19 protein-coding genes are annotated in these 24,536 nt (G+C 62.4%); 7 read left to right on the forward strand and 12 right to left on the reverse strand.

Translation table 11 applies throughout. The features are described from left to right. Positions 1-22: 22 nt before the first annotated feature. Together mdeB and ACSFBC_RS05755 are read left to right on the forward strand one after the other, a co-directional pair. Positions 23-2,677, forward strand: a complete 2,655-nt coding sequence (gene mdeB, locus ACSFBC_RS05750) for an alpha-ketoglutarate dehydrogenase (RefSeq protein ID WP_435509372.1) — start codon at positions 23-25, stop codon at positions 2,675-2,677. A 78-nt stretch (positions 2,678-2,755) separates the two neighbouring features. Beyond that, positions 2,756-3,667, forward strand: coding sequence for a LysR family transcriptional regulator (locus tag ACSFBC_RS05755; protein WP_435509373.1), 912 nt, complete (start codon positions 2,756-2,758; stop codon positions 3,665-3,667). A gap of 277 nt (positions 3,668-3,944) precedes the next feature. Here the strand turns inward: ACSFBC_RS05755 and ACSFBC_RS05760 are convergent, their stop codons facing one another. The 9 genes from ACSFBC_RS05760 to ACSFBC_RS05800 form a co-directional block, all read right to left on the reverse strand. Next, entirely contained in the window at positions 3,945-5,150 is a 1,206-nt protein-coding gene (locus ACSFBC_RS05760) for a trans-sulfuration enzyme family protein (protein WP_435509374.1), read from the reverse strand. Positions 5,151-5,186: 36 nt separating this feature from the next. After that, positions 5,187-5,927: an amino acid ABC transporter ATP-binding protein gene (locus tag ACSFBC_RS05765; protein ID WP_435509375.1), complete on the reverse strand. Its 741-nt coding sequence runs from the start codon at positions 5,925-5,927 to the stop codon at positions 5,187-5,189. Positions 5,928-5,974: 47 nt separating this feature from the next. Next, entirely contained in the window at positions 5,975-7,078 is a 1,104-nt protein-coding gene (locus ACSFBC_RS05770; protein ID WP_435510025.1) for an amino acid ABC transporter permease, read from the reverse strand. 13 nt (positions 7,079-7,091) lie between these two features. Then, positions 7,092-8,264, reverse strand: coding sequence for an amino acid ABC transporter permease (locus ACSFBC_RS05775; RefSeq protein ID WP_435509376.1), 1,173 nt, complete (start codon positions 8,262-8,264; stop codon positions 7,092-7,094). Between the two features lie 80 nt (positions 8,265-8,344). Continuing rightward, positions 8,345-9,364, reverse strand: a complete 1,020-nt coding sequence (locus ACSFBC_RS05780) for an amino acid ABC transporter substrate-binding protein (protein WP_435509377.1) — start codon at positions 9,362-9,364, stop codon at positions 8,345-8,347. A 203-nt stretch (positions 9,365-9,567) separates the two neighbouring features. Then, positions 9,568-10,350: an aldolase gene (locus ACSFBC_RS05785; RefSeq protein WP_435509378.1), complete on the reverse strand. Its 783-nt coding sequence runs from the start codon at positions 10,348-10,350 to the stop codon at positions 9,568-9,570. Positions 10,351-10,513: 163 nt separating this feature from the next. Next, positions 10,514-11,365: an aldolase gene (locus tag ACSFBC_RS05790; protein WP_435509379.1), complete on the reverse strand. Its 852-nt coding sequence runs from the start codon at positions 11,363-11,365 to the stop codon at positions 10,514-10,516. Between the two features lie 386 nt (positions 11,366-11,751). After that, a complete protein-coding gene (locus tag ACSFBC_RS05795) occupies positions 11,752-12,360 on the reverse strand; it encodes an ANTAR domain-containing protein (protein WP_435509380.1) in 609 nt (202 codons plus the stop codon). 714 nt (positions 12,361-13,074) lie between these two features. Further along, a complete protein-coding gene (locus ACSFBC_RS05800; RefSeq protein ID WP_435509381.1) occupies positions 13,075-13,698 on the reverse strand; it encodes a TetR/AcrR family transcriptional regulator in 624 nt (207 codons plus the stop codon). Between the two features lie 143 nt (positions 13,699-13,841). Between ACSFBC_RS05800 and ACSFBC_RS05805 the strand changes: the two genes are divergently transcribed. The 4 genes from ACSFBC_RS05805 to ACSFBC_RS05820 all read left to right on the forward strand — a co-directional run bounded on the left by ACSFBC_RS05805 (position 13,842) and on the right by ACSFBC_RS05820 (position 20,993). After that, positions 13,842-15,050: an efflux RND transporter periplasmic adaptor subunit gene (locus ACSFBC_RS05805; RefSeq protein WP_435509382.1), complete on the forward strand. Its 1,209-nt coding sequence runs from the start codon at positions 13,842-13,844 to the stop codon at positions 15,048-15,050. Between the two features lie 15 nt (positions 15,051-15,065). Beyond that, positions 15,066-18,215, forward strand: coding sequence for an efflux RND transporter permease subunit (locus tag ACSFBC_RS05810; protein WP_435509383.1), 3,150 nt, complete (start codon positions 15,066-15,068; stop codon positions 18,213-18,215). A 10-nt stretch (positions 18,216-18,225) separates the two neighbouring features. Next, on the forward strand, positions 18,226-19,683 hold the full coding sequence (adeC, locus tag ACSFBC_RS05815) for an AdeC/AdeK/OprM family multidrug efflux complex outer membrane factor (RefSeq protein WP_435509384.1): 1,458 nt from the start codon (positions 18,226-18,228) through the stop codon (positions 19,681-19,683). A 389-nt stretch (positions 19,684-20,072) separates the two neighbouring features. Further along, positions 20,073-20,993, forward strand: a complete 921-nt coding sequence (locus ACSFBC_RS05820) for a LysR family transcriptional regulator (protein ID WP_435509385.1) — start codon at positions 20,073-20,075, stop codon at positions 20,991-20,993. A 113-nt stretch (positions 20,994-21,106) separates the two neighbouring features. Here ACSFBC_RS05820 and ACSFBC_RS05830 read toward each other — a convergent pair whose 3' ends face one another. The 3 genes from ACSFBC_RS05830 to ACSFBC_RS05840 form a co-directional block, all read right to left on the reverse strand. Then, positions 21,107-21,271: a hypothetical protein gene (locus ACSFBC_RS05830; RefSeq protein ID WP_435509386.1), complete on the reverse strand. Its 165-nt coding sequence runs from the start codon at positions 21,269-21,271 to the stop codon at positions 21,107-21,109. 63 nt (positions 21,272-21,334) lie between these two features. Next, entirely contained in the window at positions 21,335-22,507 is a 1,173-nt protein-coding gene (locus tag ACSFBC_RS05835) for a M20 aminoacylase family protein (protein ID WP_435509387.1), read from the reverse strand. 9 nt (positions 22,508-22,516) lie between these two features. Further along, positions 22,517-23,497: a tripartite tricarboxylate transporter substrate binding protein gene (locus tag ACSFBC_RS05840; protein WP_435509388.1), complete on the reverse strand. Its 981-nt coding sequence runs from the start codon at positions 23,495-23,497 to the stop codon at positions 22,517-22,519. Positions 23,498-23,623: 126 nt separating this feature from the next. Here ACSFBC_RS05840 and ACSFBC_RS05845 point away from each other — a divergent pair, with 126 nt between their 5' ends. Then, positions 23,624-24,526 carry a LysR family transcriptional regulator gene (locus ACSFBC_RS05845; RefSeq protein ID WP_435509389.1) on the forward strand — a complete coding sequence of 301 codons (903 nt, stop codon included), beginning with the start codon at positions 23,624-23,626 and terminating at the stop codon, positions 24,524-24,526. Positions 24,527-24,536 lie beyond the last annotated feature (10 nt).

Below are 24,536 nucleotides of genomic sequence, written 5' to 3' on the forward strand. Positions count from 1 at the left end.
ATAACGCCGTAGATTCAGCAGCATGAATGCATCCACCTCCAGCAGTCTTATGCACAAGAATTCTCTCGATTCGGCCCTCGGTTTTGACCCAGATCCGATTGAAACCGCCGAATGGCGCGATGCGCTGACCGCGCTGGCCCAGACGCAAGGTCCCGAGCGCGCACGCCAGATGCTCGACGCGCTGGCCCAGGTCGCGAGCCAGCAGCGCATCGGCTGGAAGCCGGAACTCTCGACGCCCTACGTCAACACCATCGGCGTCGACACGCAGCCCGCCTTCCCCGGCGACCTCGCCATCGAGGAGCGGCTCGGCTCGCTGATGCGCTGGAACGCGCTGGCGATGGTGGTGCGCGCCAACCAGGCCTACGGCGAACTCGGCGGCCACATCGCGAGCTATGCGAGCGCGGCCGATCTGTTCGAAGTCGGCTTCAACCATTTCTTCCATGCGCGCAACGAGCGGCACGGCGGCGACCTGGTGTTCTTCCAGCCGCACAGCGCGCCGGGCGTCTATGCGCGGGCCTACCTCGAAGGCCGCCTCGGCGAAGGGGACCTGCTGCACTACCGCCAGGAACTCACCGCGCCCGCGTTCACCGAGGGCAGCGGCGCGCGCGGCCTCTCGAGCTACCCGCACCCCTACCTGATGCCGGACTTCTGGCAGTTCCCCACCGGCTCGATGGGGATCGGCCCGATCAGCTCGATCTATCACGCGCGCTTCATGCGCTATCTGAGCGACCGCCAGTTGCAGGACTGCAGCCAGCGCAAGGTCTGGGGCGTGTTCGGCGACGGCGAGATGGACGAGCCCGAATCGATGAGCGCGCTCACGCTGGCCGCGCGCGAGAAGCTCGACAACCTGGTGTGGGTGGTCAACTGCAACCTGCAGCGCCTGGACGGCCCGGTGCGCGGCAACGGCCGCATCGTCGACGAGCTGGAAAAGCTGTTCGCGGGCGCGGGCTGGAACGTGATCAAGCTGGTCTGGGGCAGCGACTGGGACGGCCTGTTCGCGCGCGACACCACCGGCGCGCTGGCGCGTGCCTTCGCCCACACGGTCGACGGCCAGATGCAGACCTTCGCCGCCAAGGACGGCCGCTTCAACCGCGACTCCTTCTTCGGCCAGAACGAGGAGTTGAAGAAGCTCGCGCAGGGCATGACCGACGAGCAGATCGACCGCCTGAAGCGCGGCGGCCACGACCTGGTGAAGATCCATGCGGCCTATGCCGCCGCGGCCGCGCACCAAGGCCAGCCGACCGTCATCCTGGCCCACACCAAGAAGGGCTACGGCATGGGCGCCGCGGGCCAGGGCAAGATGACCACGCACTCGCACAAGAAGTTCGAGAGCGCGGACCTGATCGGCTTCCGCAACCGCTTCGACCTGCCGTTGTCCGACGAGCAGGCCACCTCGCTGACCTTCTACAAGCCGGCCGAGGACAGCGCCGAGATGCGCTACCTGAAAGCGCACCGAGAGGCGCTGGGCGGCTCGATGCCGCGCCGCGAGACCGACTGCGCGGTCGTGCCCAAGCCCGAACTCGCGGCCTATGCGCAGTTCGCGCTGGCCGCCGGTGGCAAGGAGATGAGCACCACCATGGCCTTCGTGCGCATGTTGGGCAACCTGTTGAAGGACAAGGCGCTGGGCCCGCGCGTGGTGCCCATCGTGGCCGACGAGGCGCGCACCTTCGGCATGGCCAACCTGTTCAAGCAGGTCGGCATCTATTCGAGCGTGGGCCAGCGCTATGCGCCCGAGGACATCGACTCGATCCTGAGCTACCGCGAGGCCACCGACGGCCAGATCCTGGAAGAGGGCATCAGCGAGGCCGGCGCCATCGCGAGCTGGACCGCCGCGGCCACCAGCTACAGCGTGCACGGGCTGGCGATGCTGCCGTTCTACATCTATTACTCGATGTTCGGCTTCCAGCGCGTGGGCGATGCGATCTGGGCCGCGGCCGACCAGCGCGCGCGCGGCTTCCTGCTGGGTGCGACCTCGGGCCGCACCACGCTGGGCGGCGAAGGCCTGCAGCACCAGGACGGCACCAGCCACCTGGTAGCCGCGACCATTCCCAACTGCAAGGCCTACGACCCGGGCTTCGCGGGCGAGATGGCGGTGATCGTCGATGCCGGCATCCAGGAAATGATGGTCGCGCAGCGCGACGTCTTCTACTACGTCACGCTGATGAACGAGAACTACGCGCAGCCCGACGTGCCCGCCGAGGCCGCGGCCGACATCCTGCGCGGCTGCTGGCGTTATGAAGGTTGGCGCGATGCGTCGTCGAAGGCCACCAAGCCCCAGGTCACGCTGCTGGGCTCGGGCGCGATCCTGACCGAGGTGGTCAAGGCCGCACAGCAGCTCGAAGCCGAGGGCATCGCGGCCGAGGTGATCAGCGTCACCAGCTGGAGCGAACTCGCGCGCGACGGCGCGGCCTGCCAGGCACGGGCGCTGAACGGGGAGGAGGCCGGTGTCCCCTTCATCGCGCAGCAACTGGGCAAGGGCAAGGCCCCGATCGTGGCCGCCACCGACTATGTGCGCGCCGTGCCCGAGAGCGTGCGCGCCTTCCTGCCCGAAGGCCGGCGCTACCTCACGCTGGGCACCGACGGCTTCGGCCGCAGCGACACGCGCGCCGCGCTGCGCGACTTCTTCGGCGTCGATGCGGCCAGCATCGTGCGCGCGGCGCGATATGCCATCGCGTAGCGCAACCAGCTTCACAGCTGTCAACGTGAAATCGCGGCAAACGTCTGTTCGACCAACTTGAACCTGAGGGGCTCCCACTTGGAAACGTTCGACAAACAACTTCGATACTTCATCAAGATCGCCGAAGTCAAGTCGCTTTCGAGGGCTGCAGAAGACTTCGACTGCACCCAGCCAGCGCTGAGCCGCCAGCTTGCGGCCCTCGAAGCACATCTGGGTTGCAGCTTGTTTCTGCGTACGGGACGAGGTATGGATCTGACCGACAGCGGACGCAACATCCTTGAGAAGGTGCGTCCCGCATTTGCCACCATCGATGCGGCCCTCGGCAATCTCCGCGATAGGGCAGAAATGCAGTCCGTGCTGAGAGTCGCAACGGTGCACACTCTCAGCTATTACTTCATCGGTGAGCTCGTCAACAGGTTCTCCAAGCAGCACTCGAGCGTCAGCCTATCGGTCATGGGTCGCAGTTCGCCCGAGGTCGTCGAACTGGTCGTCAGTGGCAAGGCTGACATCGGCTTTGTCTACGACACCGCGGTCACGTCGGAAAAGATCGTCTCTACGCCGCTCTTCGACGATGAAATGTGCCTAGTCGTGCCACCCGGTTGCGAGCTTGTGGATGATGTCGACTTGACTCAGGACATGCCAAGGCTCATCGGCTTTCCAAGTCACTACGCGTTGCGGCGCATGATCCATCGCAGCGGACTCAATCCTCGAATCGTTGCAGAAGCCGAGACGATCGATGCGATGCTGGAGATGGTGGCGTCGGGAACCGGAGCCTGCATATTGCCGTCCCGCATGCCTGATCGATTGCTTGCACAGTACGGCCTCAGGAAGCTGCGGATTGCCACACCTTGCATGACAAGGAGGATCGTGGTCATCGAGCATGCAGATCGCAGGGATCTGCCCATCATCTGGAAGCTGACGAGGACCGCAATGGAAGTCTCCGGCGCTGAAAACACCGTGAACGGCCTATCGAGTTCGTATCCCGAATAGACGGTGCTGCGTGGTGGACTGACTACCTGGCGAAGTCCGAATGCCGCAGCTCTGCGTAGTGCCTATGGTTCAGCGCGAATCATGAGAAGAGGCTTCAAACCGCACTGAGAAACTGATCTTCATGACGACGATCCATCAGAGCGTGCATCCGATCGATACCGAATTCGAGGCCGGCACCCAAGATTTCGTAGCTGTCTTGCGCTTGACCAGGTGTTGGGCGTGGCGCCGGCACGCAAGCAGCGCGTCGCAGCCATGTGACAACGCTGCTTCACCACCTTCAGCCCAGGCTGTCGAGTGCCCGCGTCAGGTCCGCAATGATGTCGTCCACGTCCTCAAGGCCGACGGACAGCCGGATCAAGTCCATGGTGACGCCCTTGCTGAGCTGAGCGGCAGGTTCCACATTCTGCCGGGCGCGTATCAGCGTGCCAGGATGGGTGATGAGCGTCTCGGTGTCTCCCAGGCTGATGGCGCGCGAGACAAGCTGCAGACGGTCGATCATCTGGATGGCTCCTTCGAGGCCAGAGTGCAGTTCGAATGAGAGCATGCCGCCTCCGGCAGACATCTGCTCCTGTGCAAGTTGGAGATCAGGACTGCCGGGCAGGAAACCATAGCGAACCAGCTTCACGGCAGGATGGCTGGCCAGCATGCTGGCGACCTTCAGCGCGCTCTCGCTGTGCTGCCGCATCCTCAGCGAGAGGGTCTTGAGCCCGCGCAGTACCAGGAAACACAGCAGGGGCGACAGCGTTGCACCCGTAAGGTACTTGAGGCCTTGGGAGCGGATGCGCTTGATGGTGGCCAGATCGCCGAGTACGACACCCGCCAGCAGATCGCCATGCCCGTTGATGTACTTGGTCATCGAATGGACGACCAGGTCGGCGCCGTGCGCAAGCGGTCGCTGCAGCGCGGGTGACCCGAAGGTCGAATCGACCATCACGCGAATGCCTGGACGCTGGTGCGCCACATCCGCGAGGCCTCGGATATTCAGCAGTTGAGCCGTCGGATTGACAGGGGTTTCGAAGTACACGACCTTTGTGCTGTCGGACAGTGCGGCGCGCAGATTCTCAGGATCCGTCAGGTCGATCTTCGTGACCTTGATCCCGAACCGTGGCAGACCTTCGTCTATCAAAGAGGTCGCGGTCGAATACATCGTGTGGTGGACGATGAGCTCGTCGCCCGCCGACAGCAAGGTCAGCAGCGCGGAGCTGATCGCGCCCATTCCCGAGCCCGTGGCCAGTGCCGCTTCGGCACCCTCTAGGCCAGCAAGCCTGATCTCAAGCAAGTTCTGGGTCGGGTTGTGTTGCCGACCATAAACGTAGCGATCGCTTTCGCCCGAGAAAACCGCAGCGGCATCGGCTGTATTTTCGAAAGCGAAGGTCGAGGTGAGATACACCGGTGGCGACACTGCGCCATAGGGATCGGACTCATCATGGCCATGATGAAGTGCGCGTGTCTGGAAGCCGAACTTGGAAGAGTTTGATGACATGTTGTCTACTTTCGGTGTCAATGTGATCGGGCAACGCTAGTGAACGATTTGACTGAGAAACGCCTGCGCACGTTCGGTGGACGGCGCGCTGAAGAACTGCTCGGGCTCGTTCTGTTCGACGATCTCGCCTCGGTCCATGAAGATGACGCGGTCGGCAACCTTTCGCGCAAATCCCATTTCGTGCGTGACGCACAGCATCGTCATTTTTGTTTCCTGGGCCAGCGTCACCATGACCTCCAGCACCTCCTTGACCATTTCCGGATCAAGTGCCGACGTAGGTTCATCGAAGAGCATGACCTTCGGCGACATGCACAGCGAGCGTGCGATCGCCACGCGCTGCTGTTGGCCTCCGGAAAGCTGCCCGGGGTACTTCTGAGCCTGGTCCGGAATGCGCACGCGCTCCAGATAGGCCATCGCGAGCGCTCTGGCCTCGGCGAGCGGCTTTTTCAGGACCCACGTTGGACCGAGCGTGAGGTTCTCCAGGACCGTGAGGTGCGGAAACAGGTTGAAATGCTGGAACACCATGCCGACATCGCGCCGGATGGCTTCGATACGCTTGACGTCGCTGATGAGCTCGATGCCGTCGACCATGATCGTCCCGCTCTGGTGCTCTTCGAGCCGGTTGATGCAACGGATCAGCGTCGACTTCCCGGAGCCAGAGGGGCCACAGATCACGATGCGTTCGCCCTGGCGAACTTCGAGATCGATATCGCGCAATACATGGAAATCACCGTACCACTTGTTGACCTTTTGAAAGGTCACGATCGATTCGCTCATTGTCTTTCCTTTTTTGTTCTGAACCTCGACGGAGTTGGCGGGGGCTGTCACCCGCCGGTATCCGGGCGGTGACCGCGTGCGAGCCGATGCTCGAGGTTGTGGCTGTACTTCGACATCGAGTAGCAGAAGATGAAGTAGATGGCGCCGATAAAGAGGTAGGCCTCCACGCCGAATCCGGTCCAGGCAGGGTCGGCGAGCGCGGCCTTCGCGGCCTGGGTCAGATCGAAGATCCCAATGATGACAACAAGCGAGGTGTCCTTGAAAAGGGCGATGAACGTACTGACCAGGGGAGGAATCACGACCTTGAGCGCTTGCGGAAGGATGATCCTGCGCATCTGCTGCGCATAACTCAGTCCGATTGACTCGGCACCCTCATACTGGCCCTTGGGAATCGCCTGAAGACCGCCTCGCACGATCTCGGCGATGTATGCCGCGGCGAACAGGATGATTGCGATCTGCGCGCGCAGCAGCTTGTCGATGCTCATGCCTTCTGGCAGGAACAAGGGCAGCATGACCGAAGACATGAACAGAAGGCTGACCAGCGGCACCCCGCGGATGAGCTCGATATACCCCACACACAGGGCCTTGATGGCCGGCATGCGTGATCGACGGCCAAGCGCGAGAATCACGCCGATAGGGAACGCGAACGCGATGCCACAGGTCGACAGGATGAGTGTGAGCGGAAGTCCACCCCACCGGACGTTCTCCACGAACGAGAGCCCCAGGATGCCGCCCCACATGAGGAGCGCGACCGCAGCAAGCGCAACGATCCACAAGCAGATCAACCCCTTCGGCCCCAGTCGGCGAGCAGCAGTGACAATGATTGTCACGATCAGAAGTGCGGTTGCGAGCAGCGGGCGCCACTGTTCGTCGTACGGATAGGTTCCGAACAGGATCAGCCGGTACTTCTCCCGAATGAACGCCCAGCAGGCGCCCCCGGACTGGCGGCAGGCTTCGGCGCTGCCGGCACGGAAGTTGGCCTTGATCAGCAGCCACTCTGCGAGTGGCGGCACAATCATCAGCAGGATCCAAGCTGCGAGGATTGTGGTCAGGGCACTGGCGGGCGAGTTGAAGAGCCGGCGCTGAGCCCATGTCCAAGGCGTCAATGATCTGCGCACTGGCTTAAGTTTGAGGGGCGGCCGACTCGGCATGGTCGTATTCATCTCAACGCTCCACCAGCGCGATGCGCTTGTTGTACCAATTCATGAGCAAGGAGACTGAGAGGCTGACTGTCATGAATGCGGCCATGATGATCAGAATTCCCTCGATGGCCTGACCGGTCTGGTTCAGCGTGGTGTTGGCTACCGACACCAAGTCTGGGTAGCCGATGGCGACAGCAAGAGAGCTGTTCTTAAAGACGTTGAGGTACTGACTTGTCGTCGGCGGCACGATCACGCGCAACGCCTGCGGCAGCACGACCAGCCGCAGCACGCGCCCGGGAGGAAGACCTAGCGACTGCGCTGCTTCTTGCTGGCCAACGTTCACGGACTGAATCCCCGCGCGAACGATCTCAGCGATGAAGGCGGCCGTGTACGTAACGAGACCCGCAAGCAGCGCAAACAGTTCGGGTGAAAACGACCATCCTCCTTCGAAGTTGAATCCGACGCGATGAGGGATCTCGAATTGGATCTCGCGACCAGCAAGCAGCCAAGTTGCGGCGGGAATACCGATACCCATCAGCAGCGCCCATGGCCACAACCTTGCCTGTTGGCCGGTGGTTTTCCGGTGGCGGGAGAACCGTTGCGACAGCAGCGCAATGAGCACCAGAGCGAGGCCTACGCCAGCGAGGATTGCGTCAACCGAGGACCCTGTGAAAGCAGGGATCAGAAGGCCTCGGTTGGACAGAAAGACACCAGGTAGCGGACTCAACGCGGCCCGAGGGCCGGGCAGGACCTCACCGATAAGTGCGTACCAGATGAGCAGCTGCAGCAACAGGGGAACGTTTCGAACGGACTCCACATAGCACGATGCAAGTCGGGAAATCAGCCAGTTGGTGGACAGGCGCGATACACCGACGACGACGCCCAGTAGGGTGGCCAGAACAAGGGCAACCGCACTCACCTTCAGCGTGTTGACCAAGCCGACGAGCAAGGCGCGCAGATAGGAGTCGGAAGGCGAATAGTCGATCACGGACTCGCCGATTGCGAAGCCTGCCTCGCGTTGCAGGAAGGAAAACCCCGTCGCGATGTTACGTGACGCGAGGTTGTGCAGGGTGTTGGATACCAGGTACCAGACGCCAAGGGCGACGAGGCCGACGACCACGGTCTGGTAGATGATGGCCCGGAACTCGGGGTCTTGCCACGAGATCCGCAGACGGGAACGATGGTTGGTGCCCATGGACTTTTCAGGGGAGAAGATGCTTCATGAGAGGGAGCGGGTCCGCGACGCGACCACGCTTAGCGGAAGAAGCAGCGTCCTCAGCGGATCGGCCAGCCGTACATCAACCCACCCTTGCTGTAAGGCGCATTCAGTCCTCGCTCCAGCTTCATCGGGCTGTTCGCACCAACGCTGCGGTCGAAAACCTCACCATAGTTACCGACCTGCTTGATGATGTTGTAGGCCCACTTGTCGTCCAGACCCAGCCCCTTGCCCATGCCGGGCGTCGTGCCAAGGATGCGTTGGATGTTCGGAGAAGTGTTGTTCTTGACCGCCTCGTCTACATTCCTCGAGCTAAGGTTGTATTCCTCTGCTTCGAGCAACGCATTCAACGTCCAGCGCACGACGTTGAACCATGCTTCATCTCCTTGTCGGACCATGGGGCCGAGCGGCTCCTTGGACAACGCCTCGGGCAGGATGACGTACTTGTCCGAGTTTCCGAAGTTAACGCGTGCGAGCGCGAGCTGAGACTTGTCCATCGTGATGCCGTCGCAGCGTCCTGCAGCGAACGCGCGCTTGATCTCGTCGACGGTGTCCAGGAGCACCGGCTTGAAGGTCTGCTTCAACCCGCGAAACCAGTCGGTAAGGTTCAACTCGGTCGTGGTGCCCGGGAGGACGCAGATAGTCGCGCCCGAAAGGTTCTTGGCGCTGGTGACGTTGGCGTCCTTCGTCACCATGATTCCCTGGCTGTCATAGAAATTGACGCCCACCCCGATCAGGCCCAGGGTGGTGTCCCTGGACATCGTCTGGGTGGTGTTGCGAGTGAGGACATCCACCTCGCCCGATTGGAGTGCCGTGAAGCGCGCCTGGGTGGTCAACGGAACAACCTTGAACTTTGTCGCGTTGCCGAACATGGCGGCCGCAATGGAGCGACACGTATCGACATCAATGCCTTGCCACTCACCCTTGCTGTCGGTGAAGGCGAAGCCGGGCAGATTGGTGGAAACGCCGCATTGCACGAAGCCACGCTTCTTGACCGTGTCGAACGTCTGTCCGGCATGGGCGAGCCCGGCAAAGCAGACAGCAGAGACCGCAAATGCGGCGAGGCGAACGATGTTCATGATTGTCTCCAGATAGTTATAGAAGAGCGGGACGAGCGTGCTCACGCCGCTTATGTGCGCGACAGCGAAACGTGAGGTCGGGATCCACCCCGGTAGCAGTGATAGGTCACCGGGGCTTCGTGGATGAGGTTGGCAGGATCGAGGAGAAGGAGGAATCCGATCCTGCCGCCACTCACAGGTGCACTACATGCAGGAAACGCTGGTCAAGCCGGGAGTGGCGATGCCGGGCCCCGCGTCTGTCGGCACCAGTAGTCGAACGTGCTATTCACAATCGAAGGTTTCAGCAGGTAGTCGTGCGCCTCGCGCGCCAAGGCATCATCGACGGGGGTGAGTGGACCGAACGAGGCTTGAGCACGCATTTGCATTCTTGCCGCTCGCTCCAGGTACACCGACAAATACGTCGCCTCTTGAACAGTCTTTCCTGCGGTGAGGTAACCATGGTGGGCTAACACGATTGCGCGCTTCTTGCCGAGTGCGCCGGAGATGATGACCCCTTCATCGTCCGCGATGGGTACTCCGGGCCACTCGCCCAGGAATGCACAATCGTCGTGAAGCGGCGTCATGTCCATCTGCGAGATGACAAGCGGTTGGCGAGCCGCTGCGAGCGCAGACGCCCACGGAGAGTGGGTATGAATGATCGATTGAACATCCGGTCGTGCACGGTAGACCCAGAGATGAAATCGCGTTGCCGGGTTGGGCATGCCCGATCCTGTGAGGGTGTTCAGGTCACCGTCGACCTCAATGAAATCGTCAGGCGTGGCTTCGTCGAAGCCGAGTCCGAAGCGCAGGGTCCAGTATGCGCCTTCTCGCTCCGAACGGGTGCTGATCTGTCCGGCGAGACCAGCTTCCTGGCCCGTCATTGCCAGAATGCGACACGCGTACGCCATGGTCTCCTTCATGCTCCGTTTCGGAGACTCCAGGTGCCGAGCCATGTCGCGCGTTGCTCGATCGTCGAAGTACTCTTTGGGGCGCAGGTCTTCATTCATCTTCTTTAGCTCCAGCTCCGCGGTGGAGCGCAGTGTTTACGACACAAAGTATCCTATTGATAGGAACGTCGTGCCATGCTTTGCAGGTAATAGCTGCTATACGCAGCTCGGGCAAACTTGGTCGCTTGGCGTCGTGCTGGCGCGAGTGGCACTGCCTCGTGAACTACGCGGTGATCGAAGCACCACGGGCTGCGTCGAGGCAGTCCGAATTGTTGGGGTTCTTGAGCATCCGGCGTGCGTAGTACTCGAACGCGACCATGTTGCGCGTTGGGCGAGACACCCAGTTTCGTGCCTCTGCACCGAGCGAAGGATCGATTGGCTTGATCTCACCCGCGCCGCTGGCGAGCAACTGCATGCGAGCCGCACGCTCGAAAGCTATTGCAAGGACACATGCTTCCTCCACTGTGCTTCCGGCAATCAGGAGACCATGGTGAGAAAGCATCAAGGCACGCTTTTTCCCGAGCGCTGATGAAATAAGTTCACCTTCTTCATTGCCTACGGGGATACCCGGCCACTTCGCTACGAATGCAACATCGTCATAGAGGACGCAATTGTCCATGTGGGAGACTTGCAATGGCTGCTCCAACATTCCCAAGGCTGCGGTGTGAAGTGCGTGGGTATGAATGATGCAGTTCACGTCTGGTCGCGCACGGTACACCCAAGAGTGAAAGCGATTGGCAGGGTTCGGGATGCCGCTGCCGTCCACCACGTTCAGATCCTCGTCGACCAGAAGCAAGTTGCTCTCGGAGATCTCGTCAAAACCTAAACCCAGTCGCTGTGTGTAGTACTGGCCTGGAGTGGCGGTTCGCCCCGTGATCTGGCCGGCAAGGCCTGAGTCATGGCCGTTCTCAAAGAGAATCCGGCACGTCAGCGCCAGCTTTTGCCTCAGAGAGTAGTCGCTTGACTTGAACTGCCGGTCCATGCGCTCGGTGGACTGGGATACGAGTGTCGCTTTGTCGAGCCCGAAGGTGCTCTGCTGTGCGGTCATGGTTAAGGCCTCGATTTCTGGGTGCATGTTTAACTGCATGCCGGGTGACCAACGTCGTGAACGTGCTTCCGGCGCCGTTCGCGCAGGACGTATATGGAACATCTTCATCTCCCAATTAACCCATCCACGTCATCTCGCGCATTGGGTTCAAACGAGGGAAGACCGGCATGTGATGACACATTGTGTCCTATCGCTCAATAAATGTCCATGGCGGTTTCATCGTCGATGACGATCAGACGGATCTTCCAAAGTGCAGGGTTTTTACTTAGGGACATTGGCATCAAGACCTAAGGGATGACGAACGCCGCCCTTTCGCGTTGTATCGCCACCGCCGTCGCGCAGAGACCAATACTCGCAGTTCCGAAATCAAGTGCGCTTGGGCCACTGCCCGCGCAGATGGTGCAGTGCATCGCTTAGCAAGCTCGACGGCGCAACCTCTGTAGATGCGTGAGCAGCCACCGTTCGGACTCAAGCCCGACTGCGGCGCTGTAGCGCCAGCGCAGTAGCAGCGAGCGCGGGGGCGTCGGGCGCCGACTTCCCAACCGGCCCCGGCCAAAGGCGCTCCGCGCTGTGAAGCGGCAGCGCTCCAGGCGATCGTTTTCAGCATGCAGTATGGGAATCACCGCCCTGCTGCCGTGGCAGCGTTCACGGAGTGGGCTGTGGCAGCCGACGCCTGTCAGCACGGAGGGGGTTTGCGCTCGCCCAGCGAAAGAATCTCGTTGGCGTTCACGATGGCCGCCGCGATTTCTTCCATCGTCGTGCGCCTGTCCCTTGGAAACGCTGCGTGTTTTCACGGGGATGCTCTTGGCCTTGAGGAGTTGCCGTACATCGAGTAGTTTGGCCTCGACCTTGCGCAGGCGACGCGCAAGCAAGCGGCTTTCCTTATGGGCCTCGCGAGCCACCACCAGCCCAAACGATCGCCCTGGCGAGGGCAGCACGGCCTTGGCGCCGATCTCGAGCACCGCCTCTACGATGGGCGGGTTTTCGTAGGTCACCACTGCGATGACGGCGGGAGCATCCACGCGATGTCGAACTGGCAGTCGGGCGGTGCGCGAGTCATTAGGAACATCCGACCTTCGAGGCTGTGCGTTGGGTGTCTCCTCCCGCCGCGCGGCTCCTGCAAACGAGCCTGGAACGTCACCGGTCTTTCTTCGGACAAAGCTCCGCCCCCGGATGACGCGCATCCGTTTTGCAAAGGCTTCGTTGCGACCGAAAAAACAAAAAAGCCCGAACCGGTGTTGAAACCGATTCGGGCTTTATTGCCCGACGCCTCGCTGGCAGCACTGGCAGCGGGTGTCGTATGACTGGTAACGATTGCTCGTTGGGGCGGATTCTTCTCAACTCACCCTGGCATGAACATATGCTTTTCCGCTAATTTTCGAAAGCAGCGAAAGTGTGTTGTTCGCCGCTTTCACGAAAGGCATGGTCGTCGGCGTCAAGGAGCCCCACCATGCGGGTGCGTTGGTCAACAACGTTCACACCTCCTTCATCAACATCGGTCTGACTGCTGGCGCAAGAGCGACGCCTGGGCTGCTGACGGCTACGGAGTGCAATCACCGCCGTGGGAGCTTGTTGTGCCGGTCACTTTGCCGGTTGACCTACGTTGGACGCAAGCCGCGAAATTCGCGGGCGATTGCGCAGCCCATAGCCCCTCCCGCGGGCGTATGTCCACCCGTGACACCGCAAGCGGCAGGCTTGCCGATCAGCCTGCGTGGACGAGGCGCCTCGATCCAATGTCATCCCGCAGCCTTGGCGACCGAAGCGTAGCCACCAAGGAACACCTGCAAGGCACGTTGTGTCGCCTCTCGCAGTTCCTTTCGGGTTCTTGGCCCTTCGATGCCGAGCAGACACGGTGTGACGGTTTCCGATTCCAGCAGCGCCATCAGATGGTGCGCTGCCACCAACGGATCCACCTTGCGCAACCGTCCCTTGTTGATCTGCAGCTTCAGAAAAGCGGCCACCTCGGTCAGCCCCTTGTGCGGCCCCCCTTCATAGAAGAGCCGCCCGATGTCACTGCGACCGGACTCCGCGATCACAGCCCTGCGCGCCTGAATGGCCTCTTGCGAACACACGACGGCCAGCGCCTTTTCGCCAAAACGCTGTAGCACCTGCGTCAAGTCGCCATCGCTCTCATGCTCCAGCGCCGCGAAGATCGGCTCGAAGTGGGTCTTCGCCATATCGTGCGTCACCGCGACGAAGAGTTCCTCCTTGGAGCTGAAGTACCCATAGATCGTTGCCCTCGAGCCGCCCACGCGTGCAGCGATCTCCACCATGGAGGCGCCCTCGAACCCCAGCTCTCTGAACACTTCCGATGCCACCTGGACGATGGCTTCGCGCTTGGCTTCGGTTTTCACTCGCATCTCACGTCTCCTTTTATTTTCATACACACGTGCTCATTATTGATTGACAGGCCCAGTTAGTCAAACTACATTTCAATACAGCACTGTCTATTTAATCATCGATCGGACACGCCAACGTCCTGTCGTTTCCCAGGAGAATCGCCATGCGCCCCCCTTTCACCTACGGCTTGACCTTTGTCGCGGCCTTTGTGTCCACCTGCATGCTCGCTGCCTGCGGCAAGCCGCCAGGCGGCCCGCCTCCGGCGCCCGGCACGCCCGAGGTCGGCGTGGTCACGGTGCAGCCGCAGCGCGTTGCCATCACGACCGAACTGCCGGGGCGCACCGTGCCCTTCCTCATTGCCGACGTGCGCCCGCAGGTCGGCGGCATCGTGAAATCCCGCAAGTTCCGCGAAGGCAGCGACGTGAAAGCCGGCGAAACGCTCTACCAGATCGACCCCGCCACGTACAAGGCGACCTACGACAGCAACCTCGCCGCGCTCGCCAAGACGCAGGCCAGCCTGGGCACCACGCGGCTGAAGGCCCAGCGCTACAAGGAACTGGTCGCCATCAAGGCGGTGAGCCAGCAAGACTACGACGATGCCGCGGCTTCACTGCAGCAGGGCGAGGCCGATGTCGCCGCGGCTAAGGCCAATGTCGAAACGAGCCGCATCAACCTCGCGTATGCGCGCATCGATGCGCCGATCTCGGGCCGTATCGGCAAGTCGACGGTCACGCCCGGCGCGCTGGTCACGGCCAGCCAGTCGACGGCGCTGGCAACCATCCAGCAGCTCGACCCGATCTACGTCGACGTGACGCAACCGAGTGCCGCGATGCTGCGGCTCAAGCAGGCCATGGCGCGCGGCGAGCTCCAGAAGAGCGGTTCCAATGCCGCCAAGGTACAGCTGATGCTGGAAGACGGCAGTACGTATCCGCTGGAAGGCAAGCTCGAGTTCTCGGACGTCACGGTGGACCAGAACACCGGCGCCATCACGCTGCGCGCGGTGTTTCCCAATCCCGCTGCGGACCTGCTGCCCGGCATGTACGTGCGAGCCGTACTGCAGGAAGGCGTGAAAGAACAGGCGCTTCTGGTGCCGCAGCAGGCGGTGTCGCGCGACGGCGCCGGCAAGCCGACGGCCTACGTGGTGGATGCCCAGAACAAGTTGCAGCGGCGCGCGCTCGAGACCGAGCGCGCCATCGGTGACCAGTGGCTGGTGCGCAGCGGCTTGCAGGCCGGCGACAAGCTGGTGGTGGACGGCCAGCAAAACGCAGCGCCTGGCGTCCAGGTGAAGACGGTGCAGTGGAGTCCCCGACCCAGGACCGGCACCGAAACCGCCAAGGCGGCCCCGTCCGACGCCGCCGGCACGGCCAACTGATCGCAAGAGACAAACATGGCACGTTTCTTCATCGACCGGCCCATCTTCGCGTGGGTCCTCGCCATCATCGTGATGCTGGGTGGCGTCATGTCCATCGCCACCTTGCCGATCGCGCAGTACCCGAGCATTGCGCCCCCTGCCGTTGCGATTACCGCCAACTACCCTGGCGCCTCCGCCAAGACGCTGGAAGACACCGTCACCCAAGTCATCGAGCAGAAGATGAAGGGGCTGGACCGGTTGAGCTACATGGCCTCGACCAGCGAGTCATCGGGCTCGGTCACCATCACGCTCACCTTCGAGAACGGCACCGACCCCGACACCGCGCAGGTGCAAGTGCAGAACAAGCTCTCGCTGGCCACGCCGCTGCTGCCGCAGGAGGTTCAACAGCAAGGCGTCACCGTCACGAAGTCGGCCACCAACTTCCTGACCGTGTTGGCTTTCGTCTCCGAGGACGGCAGCATGAACGGGTCCGACCTGTCGGACTATGTGGCCGCGAACGTGCAGGATGCCCTCAGTCGCGTCGAAGGTGTGGGCGACACCACACTCTTCGGCTCGCAATACGCCATGCGCGTCTGGCTGGACCCGAACAAGCTCGCCAACTTCAGTCTCACGCCGCTGGACGTGAAGAACGCGATCCAGGCACAGAACGCGCAGGTGTCGGCCGGTCAGTTGGGCGGCATGCCAGCGGCCGGCAACCAGCAGATCAACGCGACCATCACCTCGCAGACGCGTCTGAAAACCGCGCAGGAGTTCGAGGACATCCTCCTGCGCACGCAGACCAACGGCTCCCAGATCCGGCTGCGCGACGTTGCCCGCATCCAGCTCGGCAGTGAGTCGTACAACACGGTCGCCCGCTACAACGGCAAGCCGGCCGCCGGCCTGGCCATCAAGCTGGCTGCGGGCGCCAATGCGCTGGACACGGTCAAGGTCGTCGACGCGCGGGTGGCCGAACTGGAGAAGTTCTTTCCGCAGGGCATGAAGGTGCAGAAGCCCTACGACACCACGCCCTTCGTGCGCATCTCCATCGAGGAAGTCGTGCGCACGCTCATCGAGGCCGTGGTGCTGGTGTTTCTGGTGATGTATCTCTTCCTTCAGAATTTCCGCGCCACGCTGATACCGACCATTGCCGTGCCGGTGGTGCTGCTGGGCACCTTCGGCGTACTCGCAGCTTTCGGTTTCACCATCAACACCTTGACGCTGTTCGCGATGGTGCTTGCCATCGGGCTGCTGGTGGACGACGCGATCGTGGTGGTCGAGAACGTCGAGCGCGTCATGACGGAGGAAGGTCTCTCACCGAAGGAGGCCACGCGCAAGTCAATGGGCCAGATCACTGGCGCGTTGGTCGGAGTGGCCCTGGTGCTGGCGGCGGTGTTCGTGCCGATGGCCTTCTTTGGTGGCTCCACGGGCGTGATCTATCGGCAGTTCTCGATCACGATCGTCTCGGCGATGACGCTGTCGGTGCTGGTGGCGCTGGTGCTCACACCGGCCCTGTGCGCAACGCTGCTCAAACCGGTGTCCAAGGGCCATGCGATGGCAAGCACTGGCTTCTTCGGCTGGTTCAACCGCAGCTTCGACCGCGGAAACCACCGCTACCAGGGCATCGTACGGCACATGGTGGGCAAGGGCTGGCGCTACATGATCGTGTATGCAGTCCTGCTGGCCGCAGTGGTGTTCGGTTTCATGAAGCTGCCGGCTGGCTTTCTGCCGGACGAAGACCAAGGCACGCTGTTCGCGCTGGTTCAGCTGCCGCCGGGCGCGACGAACGCACGCACGGAAGAAGTGACCCGCCAGGTGGAGCATCATTTCCTGGTCGACCAGAAAGATGCGGTCTCGGGCATCTTCACGGTGGCGGGCTTCAGCTTCGCCGGCAGCGGGCAGAACACGGGCTTGGCCTTCATCAAGCTCAAGCCATGGGACGAGCGCGAGGGCGAAGCGCTGAGTGTGACGGGCGTCGCGGCGAAGGCCAGCGCCTTCTTCAGCACGATCCGTGACGCGAAGGTGTTTGCTTTCGCACCGCCGGCCGTGGCGGAACTCGGCAACGCAACCGGCTTCGACCTGATGCTGCAGGACCGCGCCAACCTCGGGCATGAGGCCCTAATGCAGGCGCGCAACCAGTTGCTCGCCACGCTGGCCAAGGACAAGCGCCTGGTGGCCGTGCGCCCCAACGGCCAGGAGGACTCGCCCGAATTCAAGCTCGAGATCGACTCGCACAAGGCACAGGCCCTGGGTCTTTCGATGAGCGATATCAACGACACCTTCTCAGCCGCGTGGGGCAGCAGCTATGTCAACGACTTCATCGACAAGGGGCGCGTGAAGAAAGTGATGCTGCAGGCCGATGCGCAGTACCGCATGCTGCCTAGCGACATCGATCGCTGGTATGTGCGCAACAGCACCGGCACGATGGTGCCCTTTACGTCGTTCGCCAAGGCAAGTTGGGGCTCCGGCTCGCCTCGCCTGGAGCGCTACAACGGGGTCCCCTCGGTGGAAATCCTGGGGATGGCACTGCCGGGAGCCGCATCGAGTGGCGAGGCGCTCGCCATCGTGGAGGCGGCCGTTGCGCAGTTGCCGCCAGGCATCGGCTACGAATGGACCGGGCTGTCGCGCCAGGAGAAGGCGTCAACCGGGCAGACCGGCATGCTGTACGCGCTGTCGATCCTGATCGTGTTCCTCTGTCTTGCTGCTCTCTACGAGAGTTGGGCCATCCCGTTCTCTGTGATCATGGTGGTGCCGCTCGGTGTCTTCGGCGCGCTGCTCGGCGCGATCCTGACGTGGAAGATGAACGACGTCTATTTCCAGGTGGGCCTGCTGACCACGATCGGCCTTGCATCGAAGAACGCCATCCTGATCGTCGAGTTCGCGAAAGACCTGCATGCGCAGGGCAAGGGACTGGTCGAGTCCGCACTGGAAGCGGCTCGCCTTCGCCTGCGTCCCATCCTCATGACGTCGCTGGCCTTCATCCTGGGCGTTCTGCCGCTGGTTCTGGGCAGCGGCGCCGGAGCTGGCGCGCAGCATGCGCTGGGCACGGCCGTGATCGGCGGCATGCTGTCCGGCACCATCCTCGCGATCTTCTTCGTGCCTCTTTTCTTCGTGCTGGTGCGCGGCCTCTTCAAAGGCGGTTCCACCGCGCCGGCCTCCCACGCACAACCGGCTGCGGCCGCATCCTGAGGTGTCTGCTATGAACCTGTTTCGCTTTACACCGCTCGCGCTCGCGGCCCTGATGGCCGGCTGCAGCCTGATACCCGTCTACCAGCAACCCGCGGCTCCCGTGCCGGCCAAGTTTGCCGACGGCTCGGGGGCTGACAGGGCCTCCACGCCTGTCTCCGATCTCGGCTGGCGAGACGTGTTCACCGATGCCTCGCTGCAGCGCGTGATCGAGATGAGCCTCGCCAACAACCGCGACCTGCGCGTGGCGGTGCTGAACATCGAGAAGGCCCGCGCGCAGTACGGGGTGCAGGACGCGGCGCTCTTCCCCACCGTCAACGCCAGTGCTGGCGGCAGCGGCAGCCGCACGCCGGCTGATCTGTCATCCACGGGCGCAGCGCTTACTTCGCATCAGTACAGCGCATCGCTCGGTTTCAGCGCCTACGAGATCGACCTGTTCGGCCGCGTGCGAAGCCTGAGCGCACAGGCGCTCGAGCAGTTCTTGTCCACAGCCGAGGCGCGTCGTAGCACGCAGATCACCCTGGTGGCCGAGGTGGCAACCCGCTACCTCACGCTCGCCGCCGACCAGGATCGGCTGAAACTCGCGCGCAACACGCTTCGGAGCCAGAGCGACTCCTATCGTCTGAACCAGCGCAGCTTCGAGCTGGGCGTAGCGTCGGCGCTCACGCTGAGTCAGGCACAGACCACCGTGGATGCCGCACGCGTCGACGTCGAGCGCTACACCTCGCAGGTGGCGCAGGATCGAAATGCGTTGATCCTGCTCGTGGGCGCGGAAGTACCGGACGAGCTGATGCCACAGACCCTGCCCGACGGCGCGACGGCAGCCGCGAGCCCGCTGGCCACCGTCCCGCCGGGGCTGCCCTCGGAACTGCTGCAGCGCCGCCCCGACATCCTGCAGGCCGAGCGCGATCTCAAGGCGGCCAACGCCTACATCGGCGCGGCGCGCGCGGCCTTCTATCCACGCATCAGCCTCACCGCGTCGGCCGGCACGTCGAGCGGCGAACTCTCGGGCCTGTTCAAGGGCGGCTCGGGCAACTGGAGCTTCGTGCCTCAGATCACGCTGCCGATCTTCGATGGCGGCGCCAACCGCGCCAACCTCAAGATCGCCACGGTGAGCCGCGACATCTCGGTGGCGCAGTACGAGAAGGCGATCCAGACGGCGTTTCGCGAAGTCTCGGATGCGCTGGCCCAACGCAGCACGCTCGGGCGCCAACTCGACGCGCAGCAGTCGCTGGTGGATGCGACGGCAGAGAGTTACCGGCTTTCGGATGCGCGCTTCCGGCGCGGTGTGGACAGCTACCTGAGCGTCCTCGATTCGCAGCGCTCGCTCTACAGCGCCGAGCAGGACCTGATCGGCACCCGCCTGTCGCGCTTCACCAACCTGGTGACGTTCTACAAGACGCTCGGCGGCGGTTGGGACGAGACCATGGGCGCGGCAGCGGCCGTCACGCCTTCGGACAAAACGTCGTGAGCTGATGCTCCAACGGAGATTCCACTACGGCCTGTGCATAGACTTGCAATGAACACTCCGACCCGAACCATTGCCATGCAAGACTTAAGGACGATGAATGAATACCAGGAAGAACAAGACGAAGCCGTACGGCCCACCGAGATGGTGGGAAACGATGGCCGGCGCGCCTTTGGCGTACTTCATGTTAACTGGTGGTCTGTTTGGGACGATTCTCCTTATAGACCTGCTGCTTCATTAGTCCAACGAAGCGATGTACTCTTCCATGGTTGAGGACCAATGGATGCAGTTTTACGCGACGCTGCCCAACACTTTGAAGCGCTGCACCTTCCAATTCCTGGGCGCACAGGCGCCCGGCACTACCGAGCTTTACCTGGAGCACGCACTGCACCATGGATGGACTTGACTTAATCAAAACATTTCGCGAGGTAGCGACACGCAGAAGCTTTTCTCGAGCAGCGGCGTCTTTGGGCCTGTCGAAATCGACCGTCAGCAAGTATGTGAGTACGCTCGAGTCGCGTAGCGGCGTTCGGCTTCTAAACCGGTCAACACGATCTCTAAGCTTGACCGAAGCAGGCGAATTTCTTTTGGCACGAAGTGTTGATATCGTAGAGATTGCTGATCGCACACTCCAGGAGCTTGAGCAGTATGGTGCCACTGCAAAAGGACGCCTTCGCCTGTGTGCGCCACATGCGGTCTCCGGAGGATGGCTCCCTCAGCTGCTGAGCGTGTTCATGACATTGCATCCTGATGTGCATATCAGTTTGGAATCTCGCAATGACGCTCCCAATCTGGTTGAAGAGGGGATTGATATCTGGATCAATGGTGGAGCCGTCCCCAATGAGGGCTTGATCGTCACCCGCCTGTTCAGTTATGAGATGGTGTTGTGTGCCTCGCCTCGATACTGGGAACTTAGAGGGCTACCAACAATGCCAGAGGATCTCCGTCGTCATTCTCTGCTGAGCTTGGCCGCACCATTCAACACGCCCATTGTTTTCAGCATCGATGGTCAACGTCAAACCATGAACCTTCCGAGCAGGATGGACACCAATGATCCAGCGTCGCTAATAGAACTTGCAGTCAGAGACCTTGGCCCGACATACGTACCCTCCCCTCTGGCCGCACACTATCTTGGTCGGGGCATGCTAGTCCCGGTGCTCCAGGAATTCATTCATGACGAACGATGGATCTTGGCGTCCTACGCGCATCGACGTCACAACAGCGCGGCAATGCGCCTGATGCTAGGCTTTCTCAAGGAGCAGGGTCATTCCCAATTTCCTGAAACAATTTATCACCACATGCAAACTTGCTAATATTTCAATGCAAAAATAGCTCGCAACTGGCGGTCAACCAGCATTGAGCAATTCACTCAGGCACTAGACTCATAGGTACAACGAGAAGCGGATCAAAACCTCCCTCGGTTCTCTCAGTCCCGTTGAATATCGGAAGAGCCAGGGCTCGCGGCATAACCAGTCCAAGATTTGCCGCCCCACCGCCACTTCCGGTTGGCGTCAACAGTCGTGGCGTCGAAGAAGCCGGCCTCGCCGATCTGCTCGAACACATCGAAGTTGGGGCCGCTGTCCGGCAGCACCCCCGTTCAATCTGCGCAAGCTTCGCAATCAACTCCTCGCGTTCTGCCCGCAGCGCCGCCTGCTCAGACCAGAAACCGCTGCGCCAGCAGCGCCCAGTAGGCCGCACCTATGGGCAGATTGGCGTCGTTGAAGTCGTACCCCGGGTTGTGCACCATGCATGCACCGGCGCTGTCACCATCGCCGTTGCCGATCAACAGATAACTGCCGGGCACGCGCTCCAGCATGAAGGCGAAATCTTCACTGCCGGACACGGCCGGGCCCTGCAGGGTCACGCGCTCGGAACCGACCAGCTCCAGCGCCACCTCGCGGGCGAAGGCGGTTTCTTCGGGCGTATTGACCAGCACCGCATAACCGGGCCGCCAGGCTATCTGCGCCTGCACCTCAAAGCTTTCGGCCTGCGCGGCGATCAACGCCTTGATGCGCTGCTCCAGCTTGCCGCGCACCGCGCGATCGAGCGCACGCACGCTGATCTCCAGCGTCGCGCTTTGCGGAATCACATTGTTGGCCTTGCCTGCGTGCAGCGCGCCCACCGTCACCACCGCCATCTGCAGCGGATCGATGTTGCGCGACACCACGGTCTGCAACGCCATCACGATGTTCGCCGCCGCCACGACGGGGTCGGCCGCGCGGTGCGGCATGGCGCCATGACCACCGATGCCGGTGAGCGTGACGGTGGCGTAGTCCGACGAGGCCATTGCCGGGCCTTCGCGCAGCACCAGCCGGCCCTGCGGCACGCCGGGCATGTTGTGCATCGCGAAGATCGCGTCGCACGGGTATTTGTCGAACAGGCCATCGTCCATCATGCGCAGGGCGCCGCCGCCGCCTTCTTCGGCCGGCTGGAAGATCAGGTTCAGCGTGCCAGAAAAGCGCCCCCGCTCGGCGAGATACTGCGCGGCGGCCAGCAGCATCGCCGTGTGGCCGTCGTGGCCGCAGGCGTGCATCACGCCGGCATGGCAGCTCGCGTAGCCCAAGCCGGTGGCTTCATCGATCGGCAACGCGTCCATATCGGCGCGCAGCCCGAGCTGGCGCTTGCCGTCGCCTCGCACCAGCCGGCCGACCAGGCCGGTGCCGCCCAGACCGCGCTCGACCTCGTAGCCCCAGGCTTGCAGCTTCTCCGCCACCAGCGCCGAGGTGCGGTGTTCGTCGAACGCCAGCTCGGGGTGGCGATGGATGTCGCGCCGCAGGCCGATGAACTCGTCGACCCGTTCGTTCAGCGCATCAAGCAGCATGCTCATTCCCGCTCCTCATTGCGGTTGCAGGTTGATCGACTTGGCGCTGGCGCGGTAGCGCGCGGTCTCGGCCTCGAAGTACTTGCTCGATTCGGCCAGCGACATCAGTGGCGATGCCACCTGCGTTTGCGCTGCCAGTTGCGAGCGCACGGAGGGATCCTGCAGCGTCGCGCCGATCGCCTTGTGCAGGCGTTGCACCACGTCCTCGGGCGTATCCTTGCGCACCATGATGCCGCTCCAGATCTTGTACGAGAAGTTCTTCAGCTCCTTGCCTTCGCTGACGGCCGGCACATTCTTCAGCAGTTCGGAACGCTGCTCGCCGAGCTGACCGATCACCTTGAGCCGGCCCTGTTCGACCAGTCCGCCCATCGCGGCGCTGTACACCAGCACCGCGAAGTCGACCTGCCCGCCGCCGATGTCTTGCAACAGCGGCGCATTGCCCTTGTATGGCGCATGCGTCAGCTTGATGCCTTTGCGCTGCTGCACGTCCTCGAGGATGAAGTGGTAAAGCGAGCCGATCCCCACGCTGCCGTAGCTCAGCGGCTTGTCGCCCGACTTGCGCGCCAGTGCGATCAATTCGTCGACGTTGTTGGCCGGCAGGTCCTTGCGCGCGACAAACACCATCACCGATTCGGTCACCGGCTGCACGAGACGGAAGTCCTCGGTCTTGAGCTTGACCGCCGCATTGGCCAGCGGTGAGAGGATGACCTCGTTGGCCGTGCCCAGGAACAGGTAATGGCCATCGGCGGGCGCCGCCAGCACCTTCTGCGCCGCGATCGCGCCGCTGGCACCGCCGAGGTTTTCGACGATCACCTGTTGGCCGAGTTCCTTGCTGAGCGGCATGTTGAAGATGCGCGCCATCGCGTCCGACGAGCCACCGGCCGGGTAGGGCACCATCAGGTTGACCGGTTTGGTCGGGTAGGTTTGGGCGAGGGCTCCACCGGTGGCCAGCAGCAGACCTGCCAGCAGGGGGCCGAATTTCTTGAATGCGTTCATGAGATGTCTCCTTGGAATGAGTGCATAGGGGGATGCACTTCACGATGCTAGGCATCCTGAAATAATGAGTCCAATGCATTATTTTTGTCATTGATGGTCGTATTACTCATACCATGCGCCTGCACCATGAACCTCCAACACCTCGCACACCTGCTCGCCGTGGCCGAGACCGGCTCGTTCAGCCGCGCCGCCGAGCAGCAGCATCTGACGCAGTCGGCGCTGAGCCGCAGCATCCAGACCCTGGAAGGCGACTTGGGCGCGCGCCTGATCGACCGCACGGGCAAGCGCAACGAGCTCACGCCGCTGGGCCAGGCCGTGGCGGTGCGTGCACGGCGCATGGTGTTTGAGGCGGCCGAACTGCGCCGCAGCGCCGAGCTGCTCAAGCAAGGCGACCTGGGCGCCATTCGTATCGGCCTGGGGTCGGGGCCGGGCGCGATGCTGATGACGCCGTTCCTGCGCCACATGGCCAGACACCATCCGGGCGTGCAGGTCAGCGTGTCGCCGGGCGCGGCCGAGTTGCAGTTGATGCAACTGCGCCAGCGCACGCTGGACGCGCTGGTGATCGACGTTCGCCGCATCGCACCAGCGCCCGACCTGGCCATCGAGAACCTGGTCGAACTGCGTTCCGGCTTTGTCTGCCGCAGCGGCCATCCCTTGCTGCAAACCGGCGGGCCGGTGTCTTTTGACGACATGCTGCGCTACCCGCTGGCTTCGATACCGCTGAGCGCGGAAGTGGCACATATGCTGGTCAACTGCTTCGGGCCACGGGCCGACCCGCAGCAGGCCGTGAGCCTGCGTTGCGACGACATCGCCAGCCTGATCGCGACGGTCCAGGCCTCGGACGCGATCTACCTCGGCATCCTGGCGGCTGCACGCGCCGGCATCGAGGCTGGACAGCTGGCCGAACTGGCGACCGAGCCGCCGTTGGTTATTGGCGCGCGCTGTGCGTTCGTCACGCTGGCCGGGCGCACCGAGGCGCCGTCGATGGGTTTGTTCCGACAGTTCGTGGCCGAGCGGCTACGCGACTGAGGCGCAAGTG

The sequence above is a fragment of the Variovorax frigidus genome, assembly GCF_051216515.1.
Lineage (GTDB): Bacteria > Pseudomonadota > Gammaproteobacteria > Burkholderiales > Burkholderiaceae_C > Variovorax.

Coding starts and splice junctions, on each gene's coding strand:
- mdeB (WP_435509372.1), top strand. CDS start 23: ATGAATGCATCCACCTCCAGCAGTCTTATGCACAAGAATTCTCTCGAT.
- ACSFBC_RS05760 (WP_435509374.1), bottom strand. CDS start 5,150: ATGTCATCAAACTCTTCCAAGTTCGGCTTCCAGACACGCGCACTTCAT.
- ACSFBC_RS05765 (WP_435509375.1), bottom strand. CDS start 5,927: ATGAGCGAATCGATCGTGACCTTTCAAAAGGTCAACAAGTGGTACGGT.
- ACSFBC_RS05770 (WP_435510025.1), bottom strand. CDS start 7,078: ATGCCGAGTCGGCCGCCCCTCAAACTTAAGCCAGTGCGCAGATCATTG.
- ACSFBC_RS05775 (WP_435509376.1), bottom strand. CDS start 8,264: ATGGGCACCAACCATCGTTCCCGTCTGCGGATCTCGTGGCAAGACCCC.
- ACSFBC_RS05780 (WP_435509377.1), bottom strand. CDS start 9,364: ATGAACATCGTTCGCCTCGCCGCATTTGCGGTCTCTGCTGTCTGCTTT.
- ACSFBC_RS05785 (WP_435509378.1), bottom strand. CDS start 10,350: ATGAATGAAGACCTGCGCCCCAAAGAGTACTTCGACGATCGAGCAACG.
- ACSFBC_RS05790 (WP_435509379.1), bottom strand. CDS start 11,365: ATGCACCCAGAAATCGAGGCCTTAACCATGACCGCACAGCAGAGCACC.
- ACSFBC_RS05800 (WP_435509381.1), bottom strand. CDS start 13,698: ATGCGAGTGAAAACCGAAGCCAAGCGCGAAGCCATCGTCCAGGTGGCA.
- ACSFBC_RS05805 (WP_435509382.1), top strand. CDS start 13,842: ATGCGCCCCCCTTTCACCTACGGCTTGACCTTTGTCGCGGCCTTTGTG.
- ACSFBC_RS05810 (WP_435509383.1), top strand. CDS start 15,066: ATGGCACGTTTCTTCATCGACCGGCCCATCTTCGCGTGGGTCCTCGCC.
- adeC (WP_435509384.1), top strand. CDS start 18,226: ATGAACCTGTTTCGCTTTACACCGCTCGCGCTCGCGGCCCTGATGGCC.
- ACSFBC_RS05820 (WP_435509385.1), top strand. CDS start 20,073: ATGGATGGACTTGACTTAATCAAAACATTTCGCGAGGTAGCGACACGC.
- ACSFBC_RS05835 (WP_435509387.1), bottom strand. CDS start 22,507: ATGAGCATGCTGCTTGATGCGCTGAACGAACGGGTCGACGAGTTCATC.
- ACSFBC_RS05840 (WP_435509388.1), bottom strand. CDS start 23,497: ATGAACGCATTCAAGAAATTCGGCCCCCTGCTGGCAGGTCTGCTGCTG.
- ACSFBC_RS05845 (WP_435509389.1), top strand. CDS start 23,624: ATGAACCTCCAACACCTCGCACACCTGCTCGCCGTGGCCGAGACCGGC.